The organism is Rhizobium sp. BT03 (genome assembly GCF_030053155.1).
Taxonomy (GTDB): domain Bacteria; phylum Pseudomonadota; class Alphaproteobacteria; order Rhizobiales; family Rhizobiaceae; genus Rhizobium.
The window spans coordinates 4,208,457-4,231,530 of sequence record NZ_CP125640.1 but is presented as its reverse complement, the minus strand read 5'-3'; the positions used below and the strand labels follow the sequence as shown (position 1 = coordinate 4,231,530).

The following is a 23,074-nucleotide window of genomic DNA, read 5'->3' as shown; positions in this document are numbered from 1 at the left end:
CCGCCGAAGCTAGACTGCCAGCCGTTCCCAGCTGTCATCCATCTGGTTGCGGAACCATGTCATTTGCCGCTTGGCATATTGCCGCGTCGCCGCAGCACCCTTCTCCAGCACCTCGTCGCGCGTCATCCCGGCCTTCAGCATCGCCGCGATCTGCGATACCCCGATCGCCTTCATCACAGGCGCCTCGGCGGGCAGGTCGAGCGCAAGCAGCGCCCTCACCTCATCTTCCGCGCCTTGGCGCAGCATCTTTTCGAAACGCCCGTTGATGCGCTGATGCAGCACCGCCCGATCCGGCAGCACGACGATCTTGCGAGCCTGTGCAGCGTCGATCACCACCGGTCCCGACCGACCCTGGAATTCGGCTATCGACCGTCCCGTCGCCTTGATCACTTCAAGCGCCCGGACGATGCGCTGCCCGTCCTGGCGGTTAAGACTGGCCGCCATGGCGGGATCAGCCTCGGCGAGCTCGGCATGGAGCCTCTCCGGCCCTTCCTCCAGCAGCCGCGCCCTCAGTTCCTCCCGCAGCGCCTCGGGTATCTCGGGCATATCGGAGAGGCCGCCGGTCAGCGCCTTGAAATAAAGCCCGGTGCCGCCGACGAAGACCGGCAGCCGGCCCGCGGCCCTGAGCGCCGGCAGCAGCGCCGAGACATCGCGCAGCCAGCTGCCGGTGGAATAGGCCGCACCCGCCGGCACATGGCCGTATAGATGATGCGGCACACCCTGCATCTCCTCTTCCGACGGGCGCGCGGTCAGCACCCGCAGCGTATCGTAGACTTGCATGCTGTCAGCGTTGACGACCGCGCCGTCATGGCGCTTGGCCAATTCGACGGCGAGCGCGGACTTGCCGCTGGCCGTCGGCCCGGTTATCAGGATCGCGTTCACTGTGCTCAGAAGGTTTTCCATCATGGCTCTCGTTGCCACGCTTGTTGCCAATCCGTCAAATCCCGTGCTGACACCCAAGATCGCCGAACAGGCGGCAGAAGCGGTGAACGCTTCCGGCCTCTACTGGCTGGCCGACGGCATCGCCTGCGACATCGCGTTGCGTGACGGCACGGATGCGCAAGCGGCCGAGACCACTATTCTTGCCGTCATATCAGGCGCGCCGATCGACCTCGTCGTCCAGGAGCAGGAGAGCCGCCGGAAGAAACTGCTGATCGCCGACATGGATTCGACGATGATCGGCCAGGAATGCATCGACGAACTTGCCGCCGAAGTCGGCCTGAAGGAGAAGGTGGCGACCATTACCGCCCGCGCCATGAACGGCGAGATCGCTTTCGAGCCCGCTTTGCGTGAACGCGTCGCCCTGTTGAAGGGCCTGCCGATATCGGTCGTCGACGAAGTGATCGCCAAGCGCATCACGCTGACGGCGGGCGGCCCGGAACTGATCGCCACCATGAAGTCGAAAGGCCATTACACCGCCCTCGTCTCCGGCGGCTTCACCGTCTTCACCAGCCGCATCGCCGCCACCCTCGGCTTCGATGAGAACCGCGCCAACACGCTGCTCGAAGATGGCGGCATCCTCTCCGGCTTCGTCGCCGAACCGATCCTCGGCAAGCAGGCGAAGGTCGACGCGCTGAACGAGATTTCGGCTCGCCTCGGCATTTCGCCTGACGACGCGATCGCCGTCGGCGACGGCGCCAACGACCTTGGCATGCTTCACCTCGCCGGCGCCGGCGTCGCCCTCCACGCCAAGCCCGCCGTCGCCGCCGAGGCGCAGATGCGCATCAACCACGGCGACCTGACGGCGCTGCTCTACATCCAGGGCTATCGGAAGACGGATTTTGTAACGGGTTGAAGCCGACACGGCACACACTCTCCGCCTTCACCCGCGTGTCCGTGGCCGCCCCCTCTGCCCTGCCGGGCATCTCCCCCACAGGTGGGGAGATCGGCTGGGCGCACCCGCTTCCCCAAATAATCAGCGTCCAGCACGACGAAACGGTAGATAGGCAGGGGGCGCAAGCCGCTTGCGATCTCCCTCCTTGTGGGGGAGATGCCCGGCAGGGCAGAGGGGGGTACCACACGGCACGCCCTCTCCTTCCTTGTTCCAGCGCTTGTCACGGGAACGAGGGGTAGAAACCGCAGCGGCCAATCAAATCACCGCCGCAATTCACCTATTCCATCGGCACCGCCACGAACCGCAGATCGCCATTCGCCGATGCGATCATCAGCTGGGCGTTGCGGCGGCCTTCCTGTTTCAGCGACTTCACCTTCGCGGCGACCGCGTCCGGCGACTTCATGAACTCCTGCGCCACCTCGACGATCACGTCGCCGGGCTTCAGCCCTTTTTCGGCCGAGGCGGAGCCGGGCGTCACCTCCGTCACGACCACACCGTCGACGCTCTCGGCAATGCCGAAAGCCTTGCGCGTCTCGGCGCTCAAAAGCGACAGCGACAGGCCGAGCACATTCTTCGGCGTTGATGCATCCGGTGACACCTGGCCCTGATGTTGGTCCGGCGCCGGTGCACCCGGCGCAGGCTGGGCCTGATCGCCCGAATCCGGCTGGTCCATATCGTTGTTCTCGTCGGGATCGGGGGTGATCACGCCGTCATCCTGCGAACCGTCGGGCGCCGCATCGCCGGATGCCGCCGCCTGATCGCTGTCCTCGAGCCGGCCAAGCTTGACCTTGACGGTCTGCTCCTTGCCGTCGCGCAGCACCACCACGTCGACTTCCTTGCCGACCGTGCTTTCCGCCACGACGCGCGGCAGATCGCGCATTTCGCTGACGGTCTTGCCGTCGAATTTCAAAATGACGTCGCCCGCCTTGATCGAACCGTCATCGACGGGGCCGCCCTTGATGACGCCGGCGACCAGCGCGCCCTTGGCACTGTCGAGCCCGAGGCTGTCGGCAATATCGTCGGTCACCGGCTGGATGCGCACGCCGAGCCAGCCGCGCCGCGTCTCGCCATATTCGCGCAATTGATCGACGACGCCGGAGGCAAGCTCGGAGGGCACCGAGAAGCCGATGCCGATCGAGCCGCCGCTCGGCGAAATGATCGCCGTGTTGATGCCGATCACCTCACCCTTCATGTTGAAGAGCGGGCCGCCGGAATTGCCTTTGTTGATTGCCGCATCCGTCTGGATGAAATTGTCATAGGGGCCGGCATTGATATTGCGGCCGCGCCCGGAAATGATGCCGACCGTCACCGAACCGCCGAAGCCGAACGGATTGCCGATCGCCATCACCCAGTCGCCGATGCGCATCGTGCTGGAATCGCCGAATTTCACCGATTTCAGCGGAGTCTTCGGCTCCACCTTCAGCACCGAAAGGTCGGTCTTCGTATCCGTGCCGATCAGCTTTGCCTTGAGCTTCGAACCATTGGCGAAGTTGACTTCAATATCGTCGGCGCCCTCGATCACATGGTTGTTGGTGACGATATAGCCGGTCGGGTCGATGACGAAGCCGGAGCCGAGCGAGCTGACATTGTGGTTGCCGCCCTTATTGCCCTGTTTCTTGTCGAAGAAGTCGTTGAAGAATTCCTGGAAAGGCGAGCCGTCGGGCGCGCGCGGCGCCGGACCGACGCCCTCGTCGTCCTTCACGTTCTGCGAGGTCGAGATATTGACCACGGCGTCGAGCAGCCCCTCGGCGAGATCCGCGACCGACGCCGGACCGTTGTTCGGCACTCCGGCTTGAATTGGCGCAGCCGGCTGCGGTGCAGCGGCTGCAGGCGGCGTGGGCGCAGGAGCAGTTGCTTCCGGAGTAGCCGGAGCGGGTGCGACAACTGCTGGCGCTGTCGTTTCAGGCGCGGTTTGCGCATAGGCAACCCCGTTCATGCCGGCATGCGCAAGAATTGCAGCGCTGGCCATAAGCGCGAGCGTTCGTCTGAAGGGCGAGCGATTCGTGGGGGCCATCAAGCTTCCTCATAAGGGGTAAATGCGCACATTGAGCACCAGCATAAGGCGGAATGATGGAGGGCGAAATCACCTTTTCGCGAAATCCCCGTGCAATATGACTTACCCTCGCAAAAGCCTGATTACCTCGACTTTTCCACGAAAAAAGGGCCGGCACTCGGGCCGGCCCTTTCAGGATTGTCGGGGATGCGAGCGGCATCCCTTGCCGTCAGTTCGCCGGCTGGGCGGGTGCTGCGGGAGCAGCCGCACCGGGAACTGATGAGGCCGGATTTGTCGGCGCTTGCAGGGTGCCGGCGGCATTGTCGAAATAGCGGAAGAATTCCGTATTCGGCGACAACACCAGCGTCGTATCCTGCGACGAAAGCGCAGAGGAGTAGGCAGCCATCGAGCGATAGAACTCGAAGAAAGCCGGATCCTTGCTGAAGGCGTCGGCGAAGACGCGGTTGCGTTCCGCATCGCCTTGACCGCGCAGGATTTCCGCGTCGCGCTGGGCGCCCGCGGTGAACTCGACGACCTGGCGGTCGGCGACGGCCCGGCGCCGCTGGCCTTCTTCATTACCCTCCGCGCGGATACGCTCGGCTTCGGCCAGGCGTTCCGAGCGCATGGCGTTATAGGTGTTGGGCGCAACCTCGGGAGAGAGATCGGTGCGGCGGATGCGAACATCGTCAATATGCAGGCCGAGATTTTCGGCATCCGTGCGCAGGTCGTCCCGGATCTCCAGCATCATCGCGACACGCTCTTCCGAGAGCGCGGCATTGTAGTCGCGCAGGCCGTAGACGCGGCGAAGCGATGAATCGAGCTGCGCCCTCAACCGCGCTTCGGCGGCCTCGCGGTCACCCGACACCGTTTCGCGGAAGCGGCGAACATCCGAGATATTGTAGATCACGAAGGCATCGACGTCGAAGGTCTGGCCGTCCTGAACCTGAACGCGGATATTGTCGAGATCGAGCCTCAGCGCCTGCTTTTCGACCAGCTGGACGCGGTCGGCATCCATGAAGCCGAAGGGCAGCTTGAAATAGATGCCGGGTTCGGTCTTGACCGACTGGATCTGGCCGAAGCGGACGACGATCGCCTGCTCGCGTGCATTCACCACGAAGATCGACGAATAAAGCCCGACCAGCACGATGGCGAGGATGATGAGAATGATGGGAAGTCTGTTCGATGTCATGGTTCAACCTCCCTGCTGCGCCGGCTTGCCGAGCTCATTGAGCGGCAGATAGGGCAACACACCCTGCTTCTCGTCGATGATCACCTTCTTCGAGCTCTTCAAGACCTGTTCCATCGTTTCGATGAACAGCCGCTTACGGGTCACTTCGGGAGCCTTCGAATATTCGTCGTTGATCGCGGTGAAACGCTGCGCCTCACCTTCCGCCTCCTTGACGACACGGTCCTTGTAAGCGGCCGCATCTTCACGGATTCGCGCCGCATCGCCTCGCGCCTGGCCGAGCTTCTGGTTCGTGTAGCGGTTGGCATCTTCGATCGTGCTGTCGCGGTCACGGCCGGCACGCTGCACTTCTTCGAAGGCATCGGCGACTTCGCGCGGCGGCGCCACGTTCTGGATCGTCACGCCGGTCACGGTCACGCCCGCGCCGTAGCGGTTCATCGTATCCTGGACGATATTGAGCACATCCACTTCGATCGGCTGCCGATTGCTGCGGAAGGCGTCCTGCGCCGGACGACGCCCGACGATTTCGCGCATGGCGCTGTCGGAAACCTGCTGCAGGGTCTCTGCCGGATTTTCGACGTTGAAGAGATAGGCCTTTGGATCGCTGACCGTATAGAACACGGCGAACTGCACATTGATGACGCTCTTGTCGCTGGACAGCATCAGGCCGTTCGAGGACGATGCAGACGTCGCCCCGATATTCAGCTGTTGCACGGTCACCTTGACCGTCTCGACGGATTCCATCGGCCAGAGATGGAAATGCAGGCCGGGCATCGAGATCTCGTCCTTCGGCTTGCCGAAGCGCAGCTCGACGCCACGTTCGTCCGGCTGCACCACGTAGACGCACTGGATCAGCCAGAAAATGGCGACGACCGCCGCGACGATCACCGCCACGCCGCCGTTGAAACCGCCGGGAACGATGTTGCGCAGCTGGTCCTGGCCGCGCCGGATGATATCTTCCAGATCGGGCGGTCCGCCCTTGCCGCTGCCACCGCCCCGCGGGCGGTTCGGCCCCTGGCCCCATGGTCCCTGATTATTACCGCCGCCGCCGCCCCAAGGGCCGCCGCCGCCATTCTGATTGCTCCAGGGCATCAAAACCTCGTTGTTCGTTAAGTCTTCCACGCATCCGGAACCGTGGGGGCTGACCGGTGGATGCGTTGGTGACCGTTATAGGTATCGCCGCATCGGCTTTCAACGCAACGTGAGAAACTTGGTCAATTTAATTGGAAAATAGTTCATTTTCAGGCGTGGCGGCGCTCATAGATGACATAGCGCGTGGGATAACTGTCCTTCTCGCCGGCCGGAACTGCGATAGGCTCCCCTGCCTGCCAGATGTCGGGATCGATCGCAGGGAACGATGCGTCTCCGTCGAGATCGACCTCGACATGGGTGATGCACATCCGATCGGCCAGGCCGATCGCCTGGGCATAGACCTGCCCGCCGCCGATAATGCAGACCTCGTCGACACCGGTTTCGCGCGCCAGCCACTCGGCCGCCGTCATCGCTTCCGGCAGCGAATGCGCCATGGAGACATCGGGATGGTCTATCGCCGCCTGCCTGGAGATGACGACGTTCGGCCGCCCCGGCAGCGGCTTGCCGATCGATTCATAGGTCTTGCGGCCCATCACCACAGGCTTGCCCAATGTCAGCGCCTTGAAGCGCTTGAGATCGCTCGACAGCCGCCAGGGCATGTCGCCGTCGCGGCCGATAATGCCGTTGCGGGCAACGGCGGCGAAAATGGTCCTGCGAATATCGGCCATGGGATGTCCCGGATCAGACGGCGATCGGCGCCTTGATGCTGGCATCGGCCTCGTAGCCGATCAGCTCGAAATCGTCGAAGGTGAAGCCGAATATGTCATTCACATCGGGATTGATGCGCATGAAGGGAAGCGGCTTCGGCCGGCGCGCCAGTTGCAGCTTCGCCTGGTCGAAATGGTTGTGGTAAAGATGGGCGTCGCCCAGCGTGTGGACGAAATCGCCAGGCTTCAGCCCGGTTACCTCAGCCACCATCATCGTCAAAAGCGCATAGGAGGCGATGTTGAACGGCACGCCGAGGAAGATGTCGGCCGAGCGCTGATAGAGCTGGCAGGAAAGCTTGCCATCGGCCACGTAGAACTGGAACAGGCAATGGCAGGGCGGCAGCGCCATCTCGTCGACCTCGGCCGGATTCCAGGCCGAGACGATGTGGCGGCGCGAATTCGGGTTGTTGACGATGCCTTTGACGAGATTGGCGATCTGGTCGATATGGCCGCCATCCGGCGCCGGCCAGGAGCGCCACTGAGCGCCGTAGACCGGGCCGAGATCGCCGTTTTCGTCGGCCCATTCGTCCCAGATGGAAACGCCGTTCTCCTTGAGATAGCGGATATTCGTCTCGCCCTTCAGGAACCATAAAAGTTCGTGAATGATCGACCGCAGATGCAGCTTCTTCGTGGTCAGCACAGGGAAGCCTTCCTGCAGGTCGAAGCGCATCTGGTAGCCGAAGACCGAACGCGTGCCGGTGCCGGTGCGGTCGCCCCGGTCGGAGCCCTTTTCCATCACATGGTTCAGGAGATCGAGATATTGCTTCATGGCGCGCTGATTCCGTTTCGGCCAATTTAAGCCTCAAGCAGCAGGAAACCAATCACCGGCGAGTATTTTCCCAATGTTTCTGATGCGGTCCATAAACGCTTTTATGACGTTGGCCCTTTCCTTGGGCTGAGGAAACCACTATATCAACCCTGCCGGCTTTCGGGCCGGCTATGGCGATAAACGAGCGGTGTAATAAGCCTATTGGACCCGGGGGCGGTACCCGGCGCCTCCACCAAAAACCGGCGGCCACGAAGGCCGGCTTTTGATGGGGGCGAAACAGGATCGACAAGGGTGTAAAGATCGTCTTTTTGCTCGGCATTGTACCGCCGTTATCGGGCTAAAATTGTAGTTGCAAACGACAACTATGCGGAAGCTCGTCTCGCTGCTTAATCGCAGTGTGACACTTCAAATCAAGTCCTAGTGGTTCGCACCTCTAGGCGGGGTCCGAAGGCACCTGGCAACAGAAGCCTTCACCTTCTCCCTGCCGCCGAAATCATGTATGCTGCTGAAAAACGTGACTCGGCTCCGGTCTTTCCCAAGGCGCCCGGACGTGGCATATAACCTTGTGAAAAGACTTCCGAACCGACGAAAGACAGGAAAAGCATGGGGCAGGATCATATCCGCTACGACATTCTGGCACAGGATGCACTTCGCGGCGTCATCCGCAAGGTTTTGGCGGAAGTCGGAGCGACGGGCCGTCTGCCCGGCGACCATCACTTCTTCATCACCTTCCTCACGGGTGCTGCCGGCGTACGCATCTCCCAGCACCTGAAGTCGAAATATCCCGAGCAGATGACCATTGTCATCCAGCATCAGTTTTGGGACCTGAAGATCACCGAGACGCATTTCGAGATCGGCCTTTCCTTCTCCGACGTTCCTGAGAAGCTGGTCATCCCGTTCAACGCGATCCGCGGCTTTTACGATCCCTCCGTCAATTTCGAGCTCGAATTCGATGTGCCGCTCGCCGATGGCGAGGAGTTGCCGTCCGGCGAGATCACCGCCTATCCCGTCGACGCGGCAGCAAAGCCGGATGAGGCTGCGGGCGCCAAACCCGGCGATGGCGAAGAGAAGAAGCCGGGCTCGGTCGTCTCGCTCGACTCCTTCCGCAAGAAGCAGTGATTTCAAAGGGAGGCTTGGCCTCCCTTTTTCATAAGGATTCAGGCCCCGCATGAGCGCCGAAATCGTCAATCTGCGCCAATTCCGCAAGCAGCAGGCCCGCTCCGAAAAGGAGGCGCAGGCCGAGCAGAACCGCATTTCCTTCGGTCGCACCAAGGCCGAAAAGCAGCTCACCCGCAGTCTGAACGAGAAGGCCGACAAGGCCCATCGCGCCGGCCGGATCGAGACGGATGACGACGGAGCCTGACACTTTCACGCAGAGCTTGAAGAGCCGGAATCGATTCCAAGATCAGCCACTTATGCGGTTTTACTGAATCAATCCGCGAAAGCCCAACCGAGACGCCGCTTCATGATCCGCAAGCATTCGGCGACATTGCACGGCCATCGCACCAGTTTTTCCCTCGAAGACGAGTTCTGGGCTGAGCTGAAAACGATCGCCGCAGGCCGCTCCATGGCATTGGCCGCGCTGATTTCGGAGATCGATGATCATCGGCCGCCGGACAGCAACCTGTCCTCGGCACTCCGGCTGCATGTGCTCGCCTGGGCGAAAGCCGGCGCTGCGGCATAATTCCTTCAATCGGACTCGATTCACGCCGCGCGCTGCAATCAAATCCCGCGCATATTCATTGCGCCTGAACGCCCGGCACCTGGTCGAAATTGAGCGAACCGGGCGGCCCGCTGCGCCGCGCCGCTTCCGCCTCGGCGGCAGCCCTCGCCTGCGCATCCGCCTTGGCTTTGGCCTCGGCCGCGCGTGCCGCCTCCGCTTCGGCGAGCGCCTTCTGCGCGGCCGCTGCCTGCGCCAATGCGCGCAGCCGCTCTTCCTCCGCCTGCCGTTGCTTTTCGATTTCGGCCGCCCTGACGCGCTCGGCGTCGTTGAACCGATAGAGGGCCGCCTCGCGGCGCAGCCGCTGCTTTTCGAGTACGATCGCTTGCAGCCGCTCGACGCGCCGGCGCTCGCGCTCAAAGGCGCGTAGCGACAGATAGCTGGTGATATCGGTCACATCCATCGTCTTGCCGGGCGACGGCAGCATGCCGGAAAAATTCAGCCTGAGCGCCGGCTCCGCGCCGGACAGCGCTTCCGTGCCCGGAATGAGCCCGACGCCCAACGTCGCGCTGATCCGTTCCTCCGGCAGCGCGATCTGCGCATCGGCGGTGATGCGGGCGAGATCGTTGGCGACGGCGACATTCTGCACGCGCAACGTCCCATCGGCGATATTGAAGGGGATGCCGAGCGGCGGCAGCTTCGCCTCTCCGTTGCTGAGCAGCGTCTCAACGATCGGATGCACCTTGCCGGCATTGATCTGCTCCTGCATCGTGTCGGTCGCGGCAAGCAGCGGCGGTAAGATGGCGAGGTTCAGCCCGCGTATGCTGCTATCTCCGAGCCTCAGTTCGCCCGAACCGTTCAGCGAACTGGCGATCTCGCCGATGGTCTTGCCCGAGGCTTCCATCGACAGCGACAATCCGAATTTGCCGTTGGCAATCGGTGCGCCGTCGCGCAGCCAGACGACGCCGGCAAGATCGGAATCGGCAAGCGCAAGCTTCGTCTGCAGGAAGCCGGTGCCGTCGGCATTGGTGAACAGCAGATTGCCGGAGAGCTTCCCGCCGTCCCAGCTGCCGGCCATGTCGTTGAGCTGCAGCTCGTCGCCCTTGTAGACGACGTTGCTTGTGAAGTCGGTGACCGCCGTTTCCGGCAGGCCTGGCCAGAACTGCTTGGCCGTCAGTTTCACGTTGACGTCGAGATCCTTGAAGACGGGCAGCCCGAGCGGCGCCGTCGTCAGCGCGCCATTGGCGGGATCGACGATCTGCCCGAACACCGCCTCGCCAAGCCAGCCGGCATCCGCCTTGGAGAGCGTCAGTTCGCCGCTCGCCGTCGTCTTCGCAGCCTTCCGGTCGAAGCTCAGCGCGCCTGAAAACTCGTTGTCGGCCGCATGGCCCTTGAGATCGGACAAGACGATCTTGTCGCTGTCGACGCCGGCATTGACCTGCAGGCCGAACGGCAGCCCGGTTCCCGTCTGCGGCAGGGCGATCCCGTTCATGATGAGATAGGGATCGATATCGGCGCTGTCGAGCGAAAGCGCGATCTGGCCGTTCATGAAAGTCTCCGGCCGGACATCGACCTTGCCGTTGGCGGTAAACGAGGTCCGGTCGGTGGCAAAGGTCAGCGCGGCATCGGCGGGATCGTTGCCCGATGCCTTCACCTTCAGCGTCAGGCGGCCGTTGGCGCCGACATCGACCGGCAGCGGATCGAGCCCGGCCTGGCCGAACAGGATGGACGGCACGGCATTTTCGAGCGTCGCCTCGAGGCTCGTCGTGCCGTTGCCGGTCAGGGCCAGCAGGTCGGACATGCGGTAATCGAGATTGACGCGGCTGCCGTTCGCAACACCGGCAAGCGTCACCGTCAGCGCATCGCCCTCGTCGCCGCCGAGCGTCAGCGCGCCGCGCAGCGCCGTATTGCCGTACCAGCCGGCATTTCGCACCAGCCGGTCGAGCACCGGGTGATGCGGCAGGTGCTCGCGCAGCATGGTGAAAAAGCCGCCGGGATCGGCCGATTTGAAGGTGATCTCGCCGGCGCCCTTATAGTCGAGCAGCGAGCCTTCCGCCCTGCCCGTCGCCGTCAGTTCGGCGCCTGCGATATTCTTGATCGACAGCCGGTCGACGGCAAGCGCCCCGTCGGCGATCGTGAAAGTGGTCTCGACATTCTCGGCATCGACGCCGAAAGCGGTGAACTTATCGGCCTTGAGCTGGGCGGCGATCTTGTGGTCGAGCACGCTGTCGCCGGCATCCTGGCCGGTCATCAGCCCGCTCAGCGCCTGCAGCGCATCGAGATCGAGCGTATCGCCGTTCAGTGCCACCGACAGCGTCGGTGTCTGGCCGGAGATCGCCTGCCGCTCCAGCCTGCCCTTCAGCGTCGCCGGTCCCATGGCGATCTCGAGATTTTCGAAACGCTGCAATTCGGGTGTCAGGCTGACATTGGCGGAAAAGCCGGCCTGCCGCAATTGCCGGATGGCCGGATCGACCGAGCCGGCAAGCCAGGAGGCAAGCCCCGTCGGCTGGCTGGAGGCCACCACGATCTGGCCGTTGAACGAGGCTTCGCCCTGCAGCAGGAGCTTGCCCTTGCCTTCCACCTGCGTGCGCCCCGGCAGCGTGCCGGTGGCGCTGTCGATCATCCAGCCGGTACCGGCTGGCTCCAACTCCAGCTGCACGTCGCGCAGCGTCGTATCGCCGGCGACGATCGCCGGCAGCTTGACACTCGCCTTTCCAGGCACCTGCGGGATCGGCACCTGCCGGATGACATCGATCAGCGAGCTCAGCCGCTGGCGTGCCGAGACCGCCGCATCGCGCGTCGTCTTGCCGGCCGCGCCCTGATTGCCGATGCGGTTGACGTCGATCTGCTGCCCGTCGGCGGTCAACAGGAATTCCGGCGCATTGCCGGTATCGAGCGTCGCCTCGCCGGTGATGACATAGGGATCGTCCGTCGGGCCGATCTCCATTCGGTATTCGGGAATGCGGATGCGTTCGTTGGTAAGCTCGAAGCGGCCCTTGACGCGGGGCGGCTGCTCTTTCTTGTTGGCGGGCCTGGCGCTGTTGCGGTTTTCGATCGCCGCCGAAAGCTGGCCCTGATAGTTCGGCTTGCTGTCGACGAGCTTCAATTCGCCGTCGAGATCGACGCTGACAGGCTGTTTGTCCGGCGAAAGCTTCGTGCGCATGCGCAGCACGCCCTTCTCGTCCGGCTGGCTGCTCGATATCACAAAGCTGCCGTGCTCGCCGTCAAGCGCCGCATCGCCCTCGATACGCCAGGGGCCGGCCAGCGACTTGGCCGACATTTCCGCATTGAGGCCTGTGATCCGGCGGGAGCGGCCCGACTGGTCGTCGATGAACTCGACTTCGCCGCCATTGACATGCACGTTTTCGAGAACGACGGTTTTCGCCGGTATTTCGGCGTGGCTGCCGCGCATCCAGTCGAGCGTGCCGTCCTTGAGCAATCTCAGGCGCACCTTCGGATTGACGACGCGCATGTCGAAAATCAGCGCCTCGCCCGACAGGAAAGGCGCAAGCTCCGCATCCATGGAGAACTGCTCGACCTTGACGATCGGCGTGCCGTCCGCTTCCTGGCCGACGCGCACGTCGTGCAGCGTCACCGACGGAAACGGCAGCAACCGCGCATCCACCGTGCCGTAGACGGTGACTTTCTTGCCGATGATGCGGCTTGCCTGATCCTCGAAATTCTTGCGGAAATCCGTCCAGTCGATGAACAGCGGCGCAAGCAGCGCCACAAACAGCGCTACGACGATCACTCCCCCCAGAAAGACGAGGAACCGGCCTACCAATGCAAGAATTCTCCATTCGGGATACTGTTGCCGACACTAGCGCTATTCATGCCGGGGGCAAGGCCCAAGTTCATGAGAATATTCCGTTTTCAGCCCTGGTGGAAAATCTTGCCGGGATTGAAGATATCGTCCGGATCGAGCGCCTGTTTCACCTGTCGCATCAGATCCACCGTGCCCCCCAGCTCCTGTTCGAGGAACGCCATCTTGCCCTGCCCGATTCCGTGTTCGCCGGTGCATGTCCCGTCCATGTCGAGCGCCCGCCGATTGAGCCGCTGCACGAAGCTCTCGGCCTTGGCGATGTCTTCGGCGCTTTTGTCATCGAACAACAGCAGCACATGAAAGTTCCCGTCGCCGGCATGGCCGACGATCGGGCCGAGCAGTCCATGCGCCTCGATATCGGCCTGCGTTTGCGAAACACAATCGGCAAGCCGCGATATCGGAACACAAACATCGGTCGAAAGTGCGGCAAGCCCGGGCGCCAGCGCCCTTGCGGACCAATAGGCATCGTGGCGCGCCTTCCAGAGCTTGGTCCGCTCCTCGGCGTTGGCGGTCCACAGGAATTCGCCGCCGCCGCATTCCGCCGCGATCTCGCCAAAGGCTGCCGATTGCAGCGGCACCGTCTCGTCGGTGCCGTGGAATTCGAGGAAGAGTGTCGGGCTTTCGGCATAGGAAAGCTTGGAATAGGCATTGCAGGCCCGCATCTGCACCGTATCGAGCAGCTCGATGCGGGCCACGGGAATACCCATCTGGATCGTCATGATGACGGCGTCGCAAGCGGCCTTGACACTCGGAAAGGCGCAGGCGCCGCCGGCGATCTTCTGCGGGATCGCCTGCAGGCGCAGCGTCACCGAAGTCAGGATGCCAAGCGTGCCCTCGGCGCCGACGAAGAGCCGCGTCAGGTCGTAGCCGGCGGAAGATTTGCGGGCGCGCCGGGCCGTGCGGATCTCCTCGCCATTGGCGGTGACGGCTGTGACGGCAAGCACATTGTCCTTCATCGTTCCGTAGCGCACGGCATTGGTGCCGGAGGCCCGCGTCGAGGCCATGCCGCCGATGGAAGCATTGGCGCCGGGATCGATCGGGAAGAACAGGCCGGTATCACGCAGGTGGATGTTCAGCGCCTCGCGCGTCACACCCGGCTCGACGGTGCAGTCGAGATCCTCCGGATTGACTTCGAGCACCCGGTTCATACGGCTGAAATCGATCGAAATACCGCCATTGGCGGCATTGACCTGGCCCTCCAGCGAGGTGCCGACACCGAAGCCGATCACCGGCACCTTGTGGGTCGCACATAGCCTGACCGCCGCCTTCACATCCTCGGCGCTCTCGGCGAAGAGCACACCATCAGGCAGCTGCGGCGGGATGTAGGTGGTCGTGTGGGCATGCTGTTCACGGAAGGATTGGCCGGTCTGGAAGCGCTCGCCGAAGGTCTGTTTGAGAATGCCGAGCACGGCTGATATCCCCGCCTCGTTGCGTGTGCCGGCCTTCGCGTCCTTCAGCGCCATCCCTTTGATCTCCCTGCCATTTCGCAGAAACCACATCATGTCCTGCAGGCTACAGCGCCGCGCATCTGTTCAGACACGCGAAGGCCGCTGTAGACCTTTAAAATTACTGCATAATTTCATCCTTAAATCGATTCCGATTTAAGGAATTATCCAGCAGGCTGGGTATGGGGCAAGTCAAAGCGGCTGTCCAGTTAAGATTGCCGGAAGATTTCATTCCCCTCTTGTTATAGACCCATTGCCACACGCAAGTCCGCTGTCTCCGGCGCCTCAGACGATCGGTGGGTTGAGCCGCGCAAAACCCTCCTGCCGCCGATAGGGGAAATAGGGATAGGGCGCCGTCACGGCGCTGACGGCGTCGAGCCTTGCGATCTCGTCCTTCGAAAGGCTCCAGCCGACCGCGCCGAGGTTCTGCCTGAGCTGCTCCTCGTTGCGTGCGCCGATGATGACGCTCGAGACCGTCGGCCGGCCAAGCAGCCAGTTGATGGCGATCTGCGGCACCGTCCGGCCGGTTTCCTCCGCAATGGCGTCCAGCACCGCGACGATGTCGAACAGCTTCTCGTCGTCGACAGGCGGGCCGTATTGCGCCGTTTCGTGCAGCCGGCTTGCCGCAGGCAGCGGCTGGCCGCGGCGGATCTTGCCGGTCAGCCGTCCCCAGGCGAGCGGGCTCCAGACGAGAGCGCCGACGCCCTGGTCGGCGCCGAGCGGCATCAGCTCCCATTCGTAATCGCGCCCGGCCAGCGAATAATAGACCTGATGAGCGACATAACGCGGATAGCCGTGGCGTTCGGCGGCGGCGAGCGACTTCATCAGCTCCCAGCCGGCAAAGTTGGAAACGCCGACATAGCGGATCTTGCCTGAGGAAACGAGCCCGTCGAGCGTCGACAGCACCTCCTCGACCGGCGTCGAGGCATCGAAGGCGTGAAGCTGCAGGAGGTCGATATAATCGGTCCCGAGCCGGCTGAGCGCTGCCTCGGTGGCGCGGATCAGCCGCGCCCGCGACGTTCCCCAGTCCTGCGGCCCCTCGCCCGTAGGCAGCGCCGTCTTCGTCGAGATCAGCACGGCGTCGCGCCGGCCGCGGATCGCCTGGCCGAGCACCTCTTCGGAAGCGCCGGCCGAATAGACGTCGGCGGTGTCGAAGAGATTGACGCCGGCTTCGAGGCAGATGTCGACCAACCGCCGCGCCTCTTGCGCATCGGTATTGCCCCAGGCGCCGAACAGCGGACCGCTGCCGCCGAAGGTGCCGGCGCCGAAGCTCAACACCGGCACTCTGAGGCCGGATGCGCCGAGATTTCTGTAGTCCATGGATCTGTCTCCTTCGTTTTCGTCTGAGATAGACCTCGGCAACCCGGTGATATAGATTGCCTGTCAGCAAATCATTTATGACTTGAATTCATCATGAGCCGTCAGGACATCAACCGCTCCGGCGAAATGGAGGTCTTCGTCAGCGTCGTCGAGCGCGGCGGATTTTCCGCGGCCGCCATGGCGCGGCGCATGACGCCGTCGGCCGTCAGCAAGCTCGTCGCCCGCCTGGAGAAACGCCTCGGCGCACGCCTCGTCAATCGTTCGACGCGGAAGCTGCAGCTGACGCCTGAGGGTTGCGCCTTTTACGAGCGCAGCATCGCCATCCTTGCCGATATCGCCGAGGCCGAGCGCCAGGCCTCATCAGGCGAACAGGCCTCGGGCCGCATCCGCGTCAACACCAGCGGCTCCTTCGGCAACCATGTGCTGGCGCCGCTCGTGCCGGCCTTCATGGCGCTTCATCCCGCCGTGACGCTGGATATTTCTCATACCGACGCGATCGTCGACCTGATGGAGGAGCGCGCCGACGTCGCGATCCGCGCCGGCCCCTTGAAGAGCTCCAGCCTGATTGCCCGCAAGCTTGGCGCCACCGGCAAGATCATCGTCGCCTCGCCCGACTATCTCAGGCGTCACGGCGAGCCACGCACGGTCGCCGATCTCCGCCGCCACTGCCGCATCGGCTTTTCCTACGCCCGCGCCGTCGAGGGCTGGCCGCTGCGCGAAGACGGCGAGACGGTAACGGTCCCGATCACGCCCGGCGTGCAGGTGGGAGATGGCGAAGCCATGCGGCATCTGGCGCTGTCCGGTGCCGGTCTCGCCCGGCTTGCCGCCTTCACCGTGCGTGCCGATATCGATGCCGGCCGGCTGGTGCCCGTGCTCGAAGAAGCCAATCCCGGCGATCTCGAAGAATTCTACGCCCTCTATATGGGCCAGGGCGGCCCGTTGCCGGCGCGCGTGCGCGCCTTGCTCGATTTCCTCGCAGGCCATGTGCGTCTCTCATCCATGAATACAATGGTTTAAAGCCGCCGCTTGAATCGAATTCGCAATCCGGGCCGCCGAAGAGCCAGATTTCGCAATTGACCGCCGCCATTGCCGCTGCCTATACCGAACCCGCGCCAGCCGGTCCTTGCAGCCGGCCTCTCTTCGACATGCCGGAGCTTCCTCCCATTTTCAGCCTCAGGGCTTGGCACCGGCCAGGAAAGATATGGGGATCATGCCATTCAGCGACGCACGCCGCCTGCTGCGGGATGCCGGCCTGCCGAAATGGGCCCTGCTGCTGGCGCTTTCGACCGCTCTCGTCGTCTTCCTCGAACTCTTTGCCCTGCCCGCCTCGCTGCTGATCGGACCGATGGCCGCGGCCATCGTGCTGGCGCTCACCGTCGGCAAGGGAAAGCTTCGCGTGCCCGCCTGGCCGCTGCAATTCGGCCAGGTCCTAGTCGGCCTGATGATGGCGCGCACCATCACCCCCGACATTCTCGGCACGATGGCGAAGGACGCGCCGCTCTTCCTGCTTTTCATCTTCTCGGTCATCGCCATCGCCACCGGTCTCGGCTGGCTGCTGACACGCTGGCAGGTACTGCCTGGAACCACCGCCGTCTGGGGCTCCTCGCCGGGCGGGGCGTCGGCCATGGTCATCATGTCGGAGGCCTATGGCGCCGATGCCCGCCTCGTCGCCTTCATGCAATATCTGCGCGTCGTCTTCGTCGCCGTCGGCGCTTCGGTGATCTCGCGCCTTTGGGTGGCGGCCGACGGCGCCGAGCCGCCGCCGCTCATCCTTTTTCCCGCGGTCGACTGGCCGGCCTTCGCGGCGACCACCGCCTTTGCCGCCATCTGTGCCTATGGCGTCCGCCGCCTGCGCATTCAGGGCGGCACGATCATCGTGCCGCTCTTTCTCGGCGCCTTCCTGCAGGGCATCGGCTTTCTGAAGATCGAGTTGCCGATGTGGCTGCTCGCCATCGCCTATGCGCTTGTCGGCTGGAGCATCGGTCTGCGTTTCACCCGCTCGATCCTTGAGCATGTGGCACGCGCCCTGCCGCGGGTGTCAGCCTGCATCGTGCTGCTGATGGCGCTCTGCGGCTGCATGGCGGCTGCGCTTCATATCTTCGCCGGCATCGACCCGCTGACGGCCTATCTCGCCACCAGCCCGGGCGGCGCCGATTCCGTCGCCATCATCGCCGCCTCCAGCGATGTCGACGTGCCCTTCGTCATGGCGATGCAGACCGGCCGTTTCCTTGTCATTCTGATGATCGGCCCGGCGCTCGCCCGCTTCATCGCCCGTCGCTCCGGCCTTGCGGAAAATCCCGTATAAAGCGCCGCGCAGGGTTATGGGCGAGCGCCGCCCACTGGCCGGGCGTCATGCCGTAAGCCTTCTTGAAATGCCGGTTGAGATGGCTCTGGTCGGCAAAGCCGGTCGCAGCCGCCGCGTCCGAAATCCCCTCTCCCGCGCCGACCATGGTGCAGGCCCGCTGCAGCCGCCGCATCAGCAGATAGCGGTGCGGGCTGGTGGCGAAGGCCGCCCGGAAATGCCGCGACAGCGCGAAACGGTCGAGCCCCGTCACCGCTTCCAGCTCGCCGGAGCGTACTGCGCGGGTCGTATGCGCCTCAAGATAATCCCGCGCCGCCCGCGCCTGCCGCCAGGCGACGCTGCCGAGCGGCCGGCGCGGCAGCAGCGCATGCTTGGACAGCCCGCCCGCCACCTGCGACAGGAAATCGTCGACGAAAAGCTCGTCCAACTCGCGGTCGAGCTCGCCGAGGGCGGCGAGCAGCACAGCCGCCAGCGCCGGATCGCCGATGACGGGCTGGTCGACGAAAGGCAGACCGACACCATCGGCCTCCAGGCATTCGAGCAGCAGCGACGGCTCCAGGTAGAGCATGCGGTAGTGCAGCCCGTCCTCGGTCCCGGCCCCGCCGTCATGCTCCTCATCGGGATGCAGCACGATCACCTGGCCCGGCAGGCTGAAGCGCCGCTCGCCGCGATAGCCGAACGTCTGCACACCCTTCAGCGTCACGCCGAGCGCATAGGTGTCGTGTCGGTGCGGCTCGAAGGCATTGCCTGAAAACTGCGCCTCGATGCGCTCGATACCGGGAAAAGCCGGCGCCGCCAGGATGGCGTTGCCGGCAGGTCCCGCGCACAAACGTTCAAGACCTTCGAGGGCCTGCGGATGTAGATCCTGGCTCAACGCGCCCGAGACTCCCTAACCCGAGGTGAAAGACTGTCCGATGTTTGATACCAAAATTGCCGTCGTCCTGCGAAACAATCTTGCCGGCTGGCAGAAGCTGAACGTCACCGCCTTCCTGATGACCGGCATCGCCGGCGGCCATCCCGAAATCATCGGCGAGCCCTACAAGGATCGCGTGGGCAATCTCTACAATCCGCTATCGATCCAGCCGATCATCGTGCTTTCCGCCGACGAGGCAACGATGTCAGCCATCCACCGACGCGCGCTGGAACGCGATGTCACCGCCTCGCTCTTCATCGAGGAAATGTTCGCAACCGGCCACGACGCCGCCAACCGCGCCGTCTTTTCCGAATATGCGCCCGATGATGCCAGGGTGGTCGGGATCGCGCTGCGCGCCGAAAAGAAGATCGTCGACAAGATCACCAAGGGCGCGGCGATGCAGCAGTAACAAAAACGGCCGGGCATAGCCCGGCCGCTTCAAAGACGGAAAGTCTGCCTCAGCCCTGTGTGATCGGCGCGATCTGGATTTCGACGCGACGGTTCTGGGCGCGGCCGGCCTCGCTGGCATTGGAGGCAACCGGCTGCGACGGGCCGAAGCCGACGGCCGAGACGCGGCGCTGGTCGATGCCCTGGCCGCCGAGATAATCGGCGACCGAAAGCGCGCGGCGCTGCGACAGGTCCTGATTGTGCTGCAGGCTGCCGGTCGAATCCGTATGGCCGTTGACGTCGATCAGCGTGCGGTTGAACTTGCGCAGCACGATCGCCACCGAATTCAGCGTCGGATAGAAGCCCGGCTTCACCGCATCCTGGTCAACGTCGAAGGTGATGTTCGACGGCATGTTGAGAATGATGTTGTCGCCGTTGCGGGTTACCGAAATACCGGTGCCTTCGAGCTGGGCGCGAAGCTCGGATTCCTGCTGATCCATGTAATTGCCGATCGCGCCGCCGGCGAGCGCACCGACGCCGGCGCCGATCAGCGCTGCGTTGCGCTTGCCGTGGCCGCCGCCGCCGACAGCCACGCCGACCAGAGCGCCGCCAAGCGCGCCAAGTGCTGCGCCACCCGCCGTATTGGAAACCTTCTGTTCACCGGTATAGGGATCGGTCGTCGTGCAGGCGCTGAGATAGCTTGCTGCGACAGCCAAAAGTACGAATTTCTTGATCATGGACAGGATGGTCTCCGTTCGAAGCTGATACGAGCAAATGGCAAGGATTGCGGCAAGAAAATGAAGATGTTCTCGTGATAAGGGAATTTCAGGCGCCGAAATAGGAGCCATGTTGCGGGAATGCGCTGATATCACCAGTTTTAATGGATCGACCACGCGTCAGTGCCCGGCCCCGTCCTTCGAGGCCCCTGCGGGGCGCCTCAGAGCCTGTGAATGTTTTGTGGCGGTGTCGATGGGATTGTGATTCTGTTGGGTGGTTGATTTGCTTGGGGGATGATGGTGAGCGACGAGCTGTTCGAAGGATTGCCGGTGCATGGATCGCAGCGCAGTGCTCAGGCGGGGCGCGGGGCGGCGCGCATGCGCGAGCCGGTGCGCGATCAGATCGAGTTGCGTGCCGTGGATATCGACAGCTTGATCGGCCAGGATCACGCGGTGCGCGTGATTTGGAGCTATGTCGAGGGACTGGATCTGAGCGCGCTTGAAGATCGGATCAAAGCGCGTGAGCAGCGGCCGGGCCATCCGCCGATTTCGCCACGGCTTTTGCTGGCGCTGTGGCTCTATGCCAGCAGCGATGGCGTCGGCAGTGCGCGGGCGCTGGAACGGCTGTGCGGGAGCCACGACGTCTATCGCTGGCTGTGCGGCGGCGTCTCGGTGAACTATCACACGCTGTCGGATTTTCGGGTTGGTTGCGCCGATCTGCTCGACCGGCTGCTGGCCGAGCATCTGGCGGCGCTTGCCGATGCCGGCCTCGTCGCTTTCGATAATTTGGCGCAGGATGGCGTGCGGGTCCGGGCGAGCGCGGGTGCCGCCTCGTTCGGCCGCAAGGCGACGCTTGATCGGCATCTTTCCATTGCCGAGGCGGTTGTGGATCAGCTCAAGCGCGAGGTCGATGCGCGTTCGGATGCCAGCACTCGGCGCATCGAGGCTGCCAGGCAACGAGCGGCGCGTGAGCGCGGCGAGCGGCTCAGAGCAGCCAAGGCCGCTCTTGACGAGATTCAGCGCCATCGCCAAGCGCGCGAAGAAAAGCGCGGCAATGGCAAAAAGCCGAAGGAGCCGCGCGCCTCCAGCACGGATGCGCAGGCGCGGGTGATGAAGATGGCCGACGGCGGCTTCCGTCCGGCTTATAATGTGCAGGTTGCGAGCACCGCCGGCGAGCAGTTCGTGGTCGGGCTCGAGGTGACCAATGCCGGCTCCGATCGCGGCCTCATGCGGCCGATGCTGGAGCGGTTGCGCGCGCTGAGCGGCCATCTGCCGCGCCGCTATCTCGCCGATGGCGGCTTTTGCAGCGCTGAAGATATCGAGTGGGCGCACGGCGAAGGGGTCGAGGTCTTTTGTCCGCCCACGCAGTCCAAACACGGAACCGATCCCTTCTTGCCGCGGCGCGGCGACGGTGCGGGTGTGTCAACCTGGCGGACCCGCATGGGAAGCGAGACGGGCAAGGCTCAGTACAAACCCCGCTCGATCTGCGAATGCATCCATGCCCGCTGGCGCAACTGGAATCTGCGACAATTGACGGTGCGCGGCATCGAAAAGGTCCAGGCCGTCGTGCTCTGCTACGCACTCACCAACAATATCCTGCAAGGCCATCGGCTTGCCAATGGCTAAACCAGGGCAATCACCCTGACGCCAACACGCGACCATCAAAACGCACCGCGTAATCGGCTAACGCTCGATGGCATCGGCCAGCCAAGACCAGCCAACACTGGCCTGAAACGCACAAGATTCAAAAGCTTCACAAGCTCTCAGGATGAGGCCGGAGAGAGGTTGCGGCTTGCCCAATCAGAGCGCAGCGCCCTGCCGCTGATAACCTAGCCGCAGGGCGCGACAACCAGCCCTCATGGTGAGGAGGCCCGCAGGGCCGTCTCGAACCACGAGGGCGGGTGGCGGCTCACATCCTTAGAAATTCTGGAACAACTGCCTGACCGTATCATAAGTGGCATTGGCGATGTTCAGCGATTGCAGGCCGAGCTGCTGCTGCGTCTGCAGCGCCTTGAGCCTGCTCGACTCTTCCTCCATGTCGGCATCGACGAGCCGGCCGATTCCGGCGGTGTTGTTGTCGTGCAGTTTCATGGCGAAATCGTTCTGCAGGTTGATACGTTTCTCCAGCGCGCCGAAGGCCGAACCGACCGTCGTCAGCTGCGTCAGCGCGGCATCGACGACACTGATCATTTCGCCGATCTGCCCCTGCGTCGTGGCGTCCGAAAGCGAGATCACCACCTGCCCGGTGGTGGTGCCGTTCTTGCTTTCCATCAGCACATAATTCTGCGAGGCGCCGAGTTCGGTGGCGAAATAGGACGAGGTCAGCACACCGTATTCGCCAGAACCGGTGGCGCGATCGTCGATCAAATAGCGCGCGTCCTTGGAGCTCGTCGCCCCCACCGGCGTGTTGTCGATATGATAGCTCAGCATGCCGACCGAGACCGTGCCGTCCGCATTGCGGATGAAGGAGGCCGGGATTTGGCGCGGCTGCGTCGGCGTCGCGTCGTTGTTGAGGATCACCCAATTGTCGCTGTTGAAGGTCGCCGATTCCGAAACGCTGCGCAGTTGCTCCTGCAGCTGTTTGATCTCTTCGTTGACCTTGTCCTTGTCAACGCCGTCTTCGGTCGCGGCAACCAGCTTGGCCTTGATCTCGGAGACGACGTCGATGACGTTTTCGACGCCGGTATAGGCTGTGCCCATCGTCGCCGCCGCCATGCCGAGTGCATCCTGGATCGCCGACACAGCCTTGTTGTCGGTGCGCGCGGTGGTGGCGACCGACCAGTAGACGCCATTGTCGGCGGCTTTCGCGACACGCATTCCGGTCGTGATGTGGTTTTGCGTAACCGTCATGTTGCGGTTGATATCGCGCAGCACATGAAGCGCCGCGTCCACGGAGACGCGCTGATAAATACTCACGGGAACTACAC

General features: G+C 63.4%; 20 protein-coding genes and 1 other RNA gene. 9 read left to right on the top strand and 12 right to left on the bottom strand.

Going from position 1 to position 23,074, the window contains the following annotated elements; all coding sequences use genetic code 11:
* Positions 1-9 precede the first annotated feature (9 nt).
* Complete coding sequence (gene miaA / locus QMO80_RS20505) at positions 10-906, bottom strand: tRNA (adenosine(37)-N6)-dimethylallyltransferase MiaA (protein ID WP_283198121.1); 897 nt, start codon at positions 904-906, stop codon at positions 10-12.
* Here miaA and serB point away from each other — a divergent pair.
* Positions 905-1,795, top strand: coding sequence for a phosphoserine phosphatase SerB (serB, locus tag QMO80_RS20500; protein ID WP_283198120.1), 891 nt, complete (start codon positions 905-907; stop codon positions 1,793-1,795). The genes miaA and serB overlap by 2 nt on opposite strands.
* 316 nt (positions 1,796-2,111) lie before the next feature.
* Here the strand turns inward: serB and QMO80_RS20495 are convergent, their stop codons facing one another.
* The 5 genes from QMO80_RS20495 to QMO80_RS20475 form a co-directional block, all read right to left on the bottom strand.
* Complete coding sequence (locus tag QMO80_RS20495) at positions 2,112-3,848, bottom strand: Do family serine endopeptidase (protein ID WP_283198119.1); 1,737 nt, start codon at positions 3,846-3,848, stop codon at positions 2,112-2,114.
* 208 nt (positions 3,849-4,056) lie between these two features.
* A complete protein-coding gene (gene hflC, locus QMO80_RS20490; protein WP_283198118.1) occupies positions 4,057-5,016 on the bottom strand; it encodes a protease modulator HflC in 960 nt (319 codons plus the stop codon).
* A 3-nt stretch (positions 5,017-5,019) separates the two neighbouring features.
* The gene (gene hflK, locus QMO80_RS20485; protein WP_283198117.1) at positions 5,020-6,105 is read right to left on the bottom strand and encodes an FtsH protease activity modulator HflK; all 1,086 of its coding nucleotides are present in this window, start codon (positions 6,103-6,105) and stop codon (positions 5,020-5,022) included.
* A gap of 149 nt (positions 6,106-6,254) precedes the next feature.
* Positions 6,255-6,773 carry a dihydrofolate reductase gene (locus tag QMO80_RS20480; protein WP_283198116.1) on the bottom strand — a complete coding sequence of 173 codons (519 nt, stop codon included), beginning with the start codon at positions 6,771-6,773 and terminating at the stop codon, positions 6,255-6,257.
* Positions 6,774-6,786: 13 nt separating this feature from the next.
* Entirely contained in the window at positions 6,787-7,581 is a 795-nt protein-coding gene (locus tag QMO80_RS20475; RefSeq protein ID WP_283198115.1) for a thymidylate synthase, read from the bottom strand.
* Between the two features lie 112 nt (positions 7,582-7,693).
* On the opposite strand from QMO80_RS20475, the gene ssrA reads away from it, so the two are divergent.
* From ssrA to QMO80_RS20455, 4 genes are all read left to right on the top strand, one after another.
* Positions 7,694-8,056, top strand: a transfer-messenger RNA (tmRNA) gene (ssrA, locus tag QMO80_RS20470).
* Between the two features lie 128 nt (positions 8,057-8,184).
* Positions 8,185-8,700, top strand: coding sequence for an SspB family protein (locus QMO80_RS20465; RefSeq protein WP_283198114.1), 516 nt, complete (start codon positions 8,185-8,187; stop codon positions 8,698-8,700).
* A 49-nt stretch (positions 8,701-8,749) separates the two neighbouring features.
* Positions 8,750-8,944: a DUF4169 family protein gene (locus QMO80_RS20460; RefSeq protein ID WP_049733600.1), complete on the top strand. Its 195-nt coding sequence runs from the start codon at positions 8,750-8,752 to the stop codon at positions 8,942-8,944.
* Between the two features lie 102 nt (positions 8,945-9,046).
* The gene (locus tag QMO80_RS20455) at positions 9,047-9,265 is read left to right on the top strand and encodes a ribbon-helix-helix domain-containing protein (RefSeq protein WP_283198113.1); all 219 of its coding nucleotides are present in this window, start codon (positions 9,047-9,049) and stop codon (positions 9,263-9,265) included.
* A 55-nt stretch (positions 9,266-9,320) separates the two neighbouring features.
* Here QMO80_RS20455 and QMO80_RS20450 read toward each other — a convergent pair whose 3' ends face one another.
* The 3 genes from QMO80_RS20450 to QMO80_RS20440 all read right to left on the bottom strand — a co-directional run bounded on the left by QMO80_RS20450 (position 9,321) and on the right by QMO80_RS20440 (position 15,829).
* The gene (locus QMO80_RS20450) at positions 9,321-13,025 is read right to left on the bottom strand and encodes an AsmA-like C-terminal region-containing protein (RefSeq protein WP_283198112.1); all 3,705 of its coding nucleotides are present in this window, start codon (positions 13,023-13,025) and stop codon (positions 9,321-9,323) included.
* 89 nt (positions 13,026-13,114) lie between these two features.
* The gene (locus tag QMO80_RS20445) at positions 13,115-14,527 is read right to left on the bottom strand and encodes an FAD-binding oxidoreductase (RefSeq protein WP_283198111.1); all 1,413 of its coding nucleotides are present in this window, start codon (positions 14,525-14,527) and stop codon (positions 13,115-13,117) included.
* Positions 14,528-14,794: 267 nt separating this feature from the next.
* Positions 14,795-15,829 carry an aldo/keto reductase gene (locus QMO80_RS20440; protein ID WP_283198110.1) on the bottom strand — a complete coding sequence of 345 codons (1,035 nt, stop codon included), beginning with the start codon at positions 15,827-15,829 and terminating at the stop codon, positions 14,795-14,797.
* Positions 15,830-15,922: 93 nt separating this feature from the next.
* On the opposite strand from QMO80_RS20440, the gene QMO80_RS20435 reads away from it, so the two are divergent.
* On the top strand, positions 15,923-16,846 hold the full coding sequence (locus QMO80_RS20435) for a LysR family transcriptional regulator (protein WP_283198109.1): 924 nt from the start codon (positions 15,923-15,925) through the stop codon (positions 16,844-16,846).
* Between the two features lie 193 nt (positions 16,847-17,039).
* Complete coding sequence (locus tag QMO80_RS20430) at positions 17,040-18,134, top strand: AbrB family transcriptional regulator (RefSeq protein ID WP_283198108.1); 1,095 nt, start codon at positions 17,040-17,042, stop codon at positions 18,132-18,134.
* Here the strand turns inward: QMO80_RS20430 and QMO80_RS20425 are convergent.
* On the bottom strand, positions 18,094-19,005 hold the full coding sequence (locus tag QMO80_RS20425; RefSeq protein WP_283198107.1) for an AraC family transcriptional regulator: 912 nt from the start codon (positions 19,003-19,005) through the stop codon (positions 18,094-18,096). The genes QMO80_RS20430 and QMO80_RS20425 overlap by 41 nt on opposite strands.
* 40 nt (positions 19,006-19,045) lie before the next feature.
* On the opposite strand from QMO80_RS20425, the gene QMO80_RS20420 reads away from it, so the two are divergent.
* Positions 19,046-19,453 (top strand): DUF2000 family protein, encoded by a 408-nt coding sequence (locus QMO80_RS20420; RefSeq protein WP_283198106.1) that lies wholly within the window; start codon positions 19,046-19,048, stop codon positions 19,451-19,453.
* 49 nt (positions 19,454-19,502) lie between these two features.
* On the opposite strand, the gene QMO80_RS20415 is transcribed toward QMO80_RS20420, so the two are convergent.
* On the bottom strand, positions 19,503-20,168 hold the full coding sequence (locus QMO80_RS20415) for an OmpA family protein (protein WP_049733608.1): 666 nt from the start codon (positions 20,166-20,168) through the stop codon (positions 19,503-19,505).
* Positions 20,169-20,441: 273 nt separating this feature from the next.
* Here QMO80_RS20415 and QMO80_RS20410 point away from each other — a divergent pair, with 273 nt between their 5' ends.
* On the top strand, positions 20,442-21,773 hold the full coding sequence (locus QMO80_RS20410; protein WP_283196684.1) for an IS1182 family transposase: 1,332 nt from the start codon (positions 20,442-20,444) through the stop codon (positions 21,771-21,773).
* Positions 21,774-22,064: 291 nt separating this feature from the next.
* On the opposite strand, the gene QMO80_RS20405 is transcribed toward QMO80_RS20410, so the two are convergent.
* Positions 22,065-23,063, bottom strand: coding sequence for a flagellin (locus QMO80_RS20405; RefSeq protein ID WP_283198105.1), 999 nt, complete (start codon positions 23,061-23,063; stop codon positions 22,065-22,067).
* Positions 23,064-23,074 lie beyond the last annotated feature (11 nt).

Coding starts and splice junctions, on each gene's coding strand:
- QMO80_RS20415 (WP_049733608.1), bottom strand. CDS start 20,168: ATGATCAAGAAATTCGTACTTTTGGCTGTCGCAGCAAGCTATCTCAGC.
- miaA (WP_283198121.1), bottom strand. CDS start 906: ATGATGGAAAACCTTCTGAGCACAGTGAACGCGATCCTGATAACCGGG.
- QMO80_RS20460 (WP_049733600.1), top strand. CDS start 8,750: ATGAGCGCCGAAATCGTCAATCTGCGCCAATTCCGCAAGCAGCAGGCC.
- QMO80_RS20435 (WP_283198109.1), top strand. CDS start 15,923: ATGAGCCGTCAGGACATCAACCGCTCCGGCGAAATGGAGGTCTTCGTC.
- QMO80_RS20495 (WP_283198119.1), bottom strand. CDS start 3,848: ATGGCCCCCACGAATCGCTCGCCCTTCAGACGAACGCTCGCGCTTATG.
- serB (WP_283198120.1), top strand. CDS start 905: ATGGCTCTCGTTGCCACGCTTGTTGCCAATCCGTCAAATCCCGTGCTG.
- QMO80_RS20445 (WP_283198111.1), bottom strand. CDS start 14,527: ATGGCGCTGAAGGACGCGAAGGCCGGCACACGCAACGAGGCGGGGATA.
- hflC (WP_283198118.1), bottom strand. CDS start 5,016: ATGACATCGAACAGACTTCCCATCATTCTCATCATCCTCGCCATCGTG.
- QMO80_RS20465 (WP_283198114.1), top strand. CDS start 8,185: ATGGGGCAGGATCATATCCGCTACGACATTCTGGCACAGGATGCACTT.
- QMO80_RS20410 (WP_283196684.1), top strand. CDS start 20,442: ATGATGGTGAGCGACGAGCTGTTCGAAGGATTGCCGGTGCATGGATCG.
- QMO80_RS20480 (WP_283198116.1), bottom strand. CDS start 6,773: ATGGCCGATATTCGCAGGACCATTTTCGCCGCCGTTGCCCGCAACGGC.
- QMO80_RS20455 (WP_283198113.1), top strand. CDS start 9,047: ATGATCCGCAAGCATTCGGCGACATTGCACGGCCATCGCACCAGTTTT.
- QMO80_RS20430 (WP_283198108.1), top strand. CDS start 17,040: ATGCCATTCAGCGACGCACGCCGCCTGCTGCGGGATGCCGGCCTGCCG.
- hflK (WP_283198117.1), bottom strand. CDS start 6,105: ATGCCCTGGAGCAATCAGAATGGCGGCGGCGGCCCTTGGGGCGGCGGC.
- QMO80_RS20440 (WP_283198110.1), bottom strand. CDS start 15,829: ATGGACTACAGAAATCTCGGCGCATCCGGCCTCAGAGTGCCGGTGTTG.
- QMO80_RS20475 (WP_283198115.1), bottom strand. CDS start 7,581: ATGAAGCAATATCTCGATCTCCTGAACCATGTGATGGAAAAGGGCTCC.
- QMO80_RS20420 (WP_283198106.1), top strand. CDS start 19,046: ATGTTTGATACCAAAATTGCCGTCGTCCTGCGAAACAATCTTGCCGGC.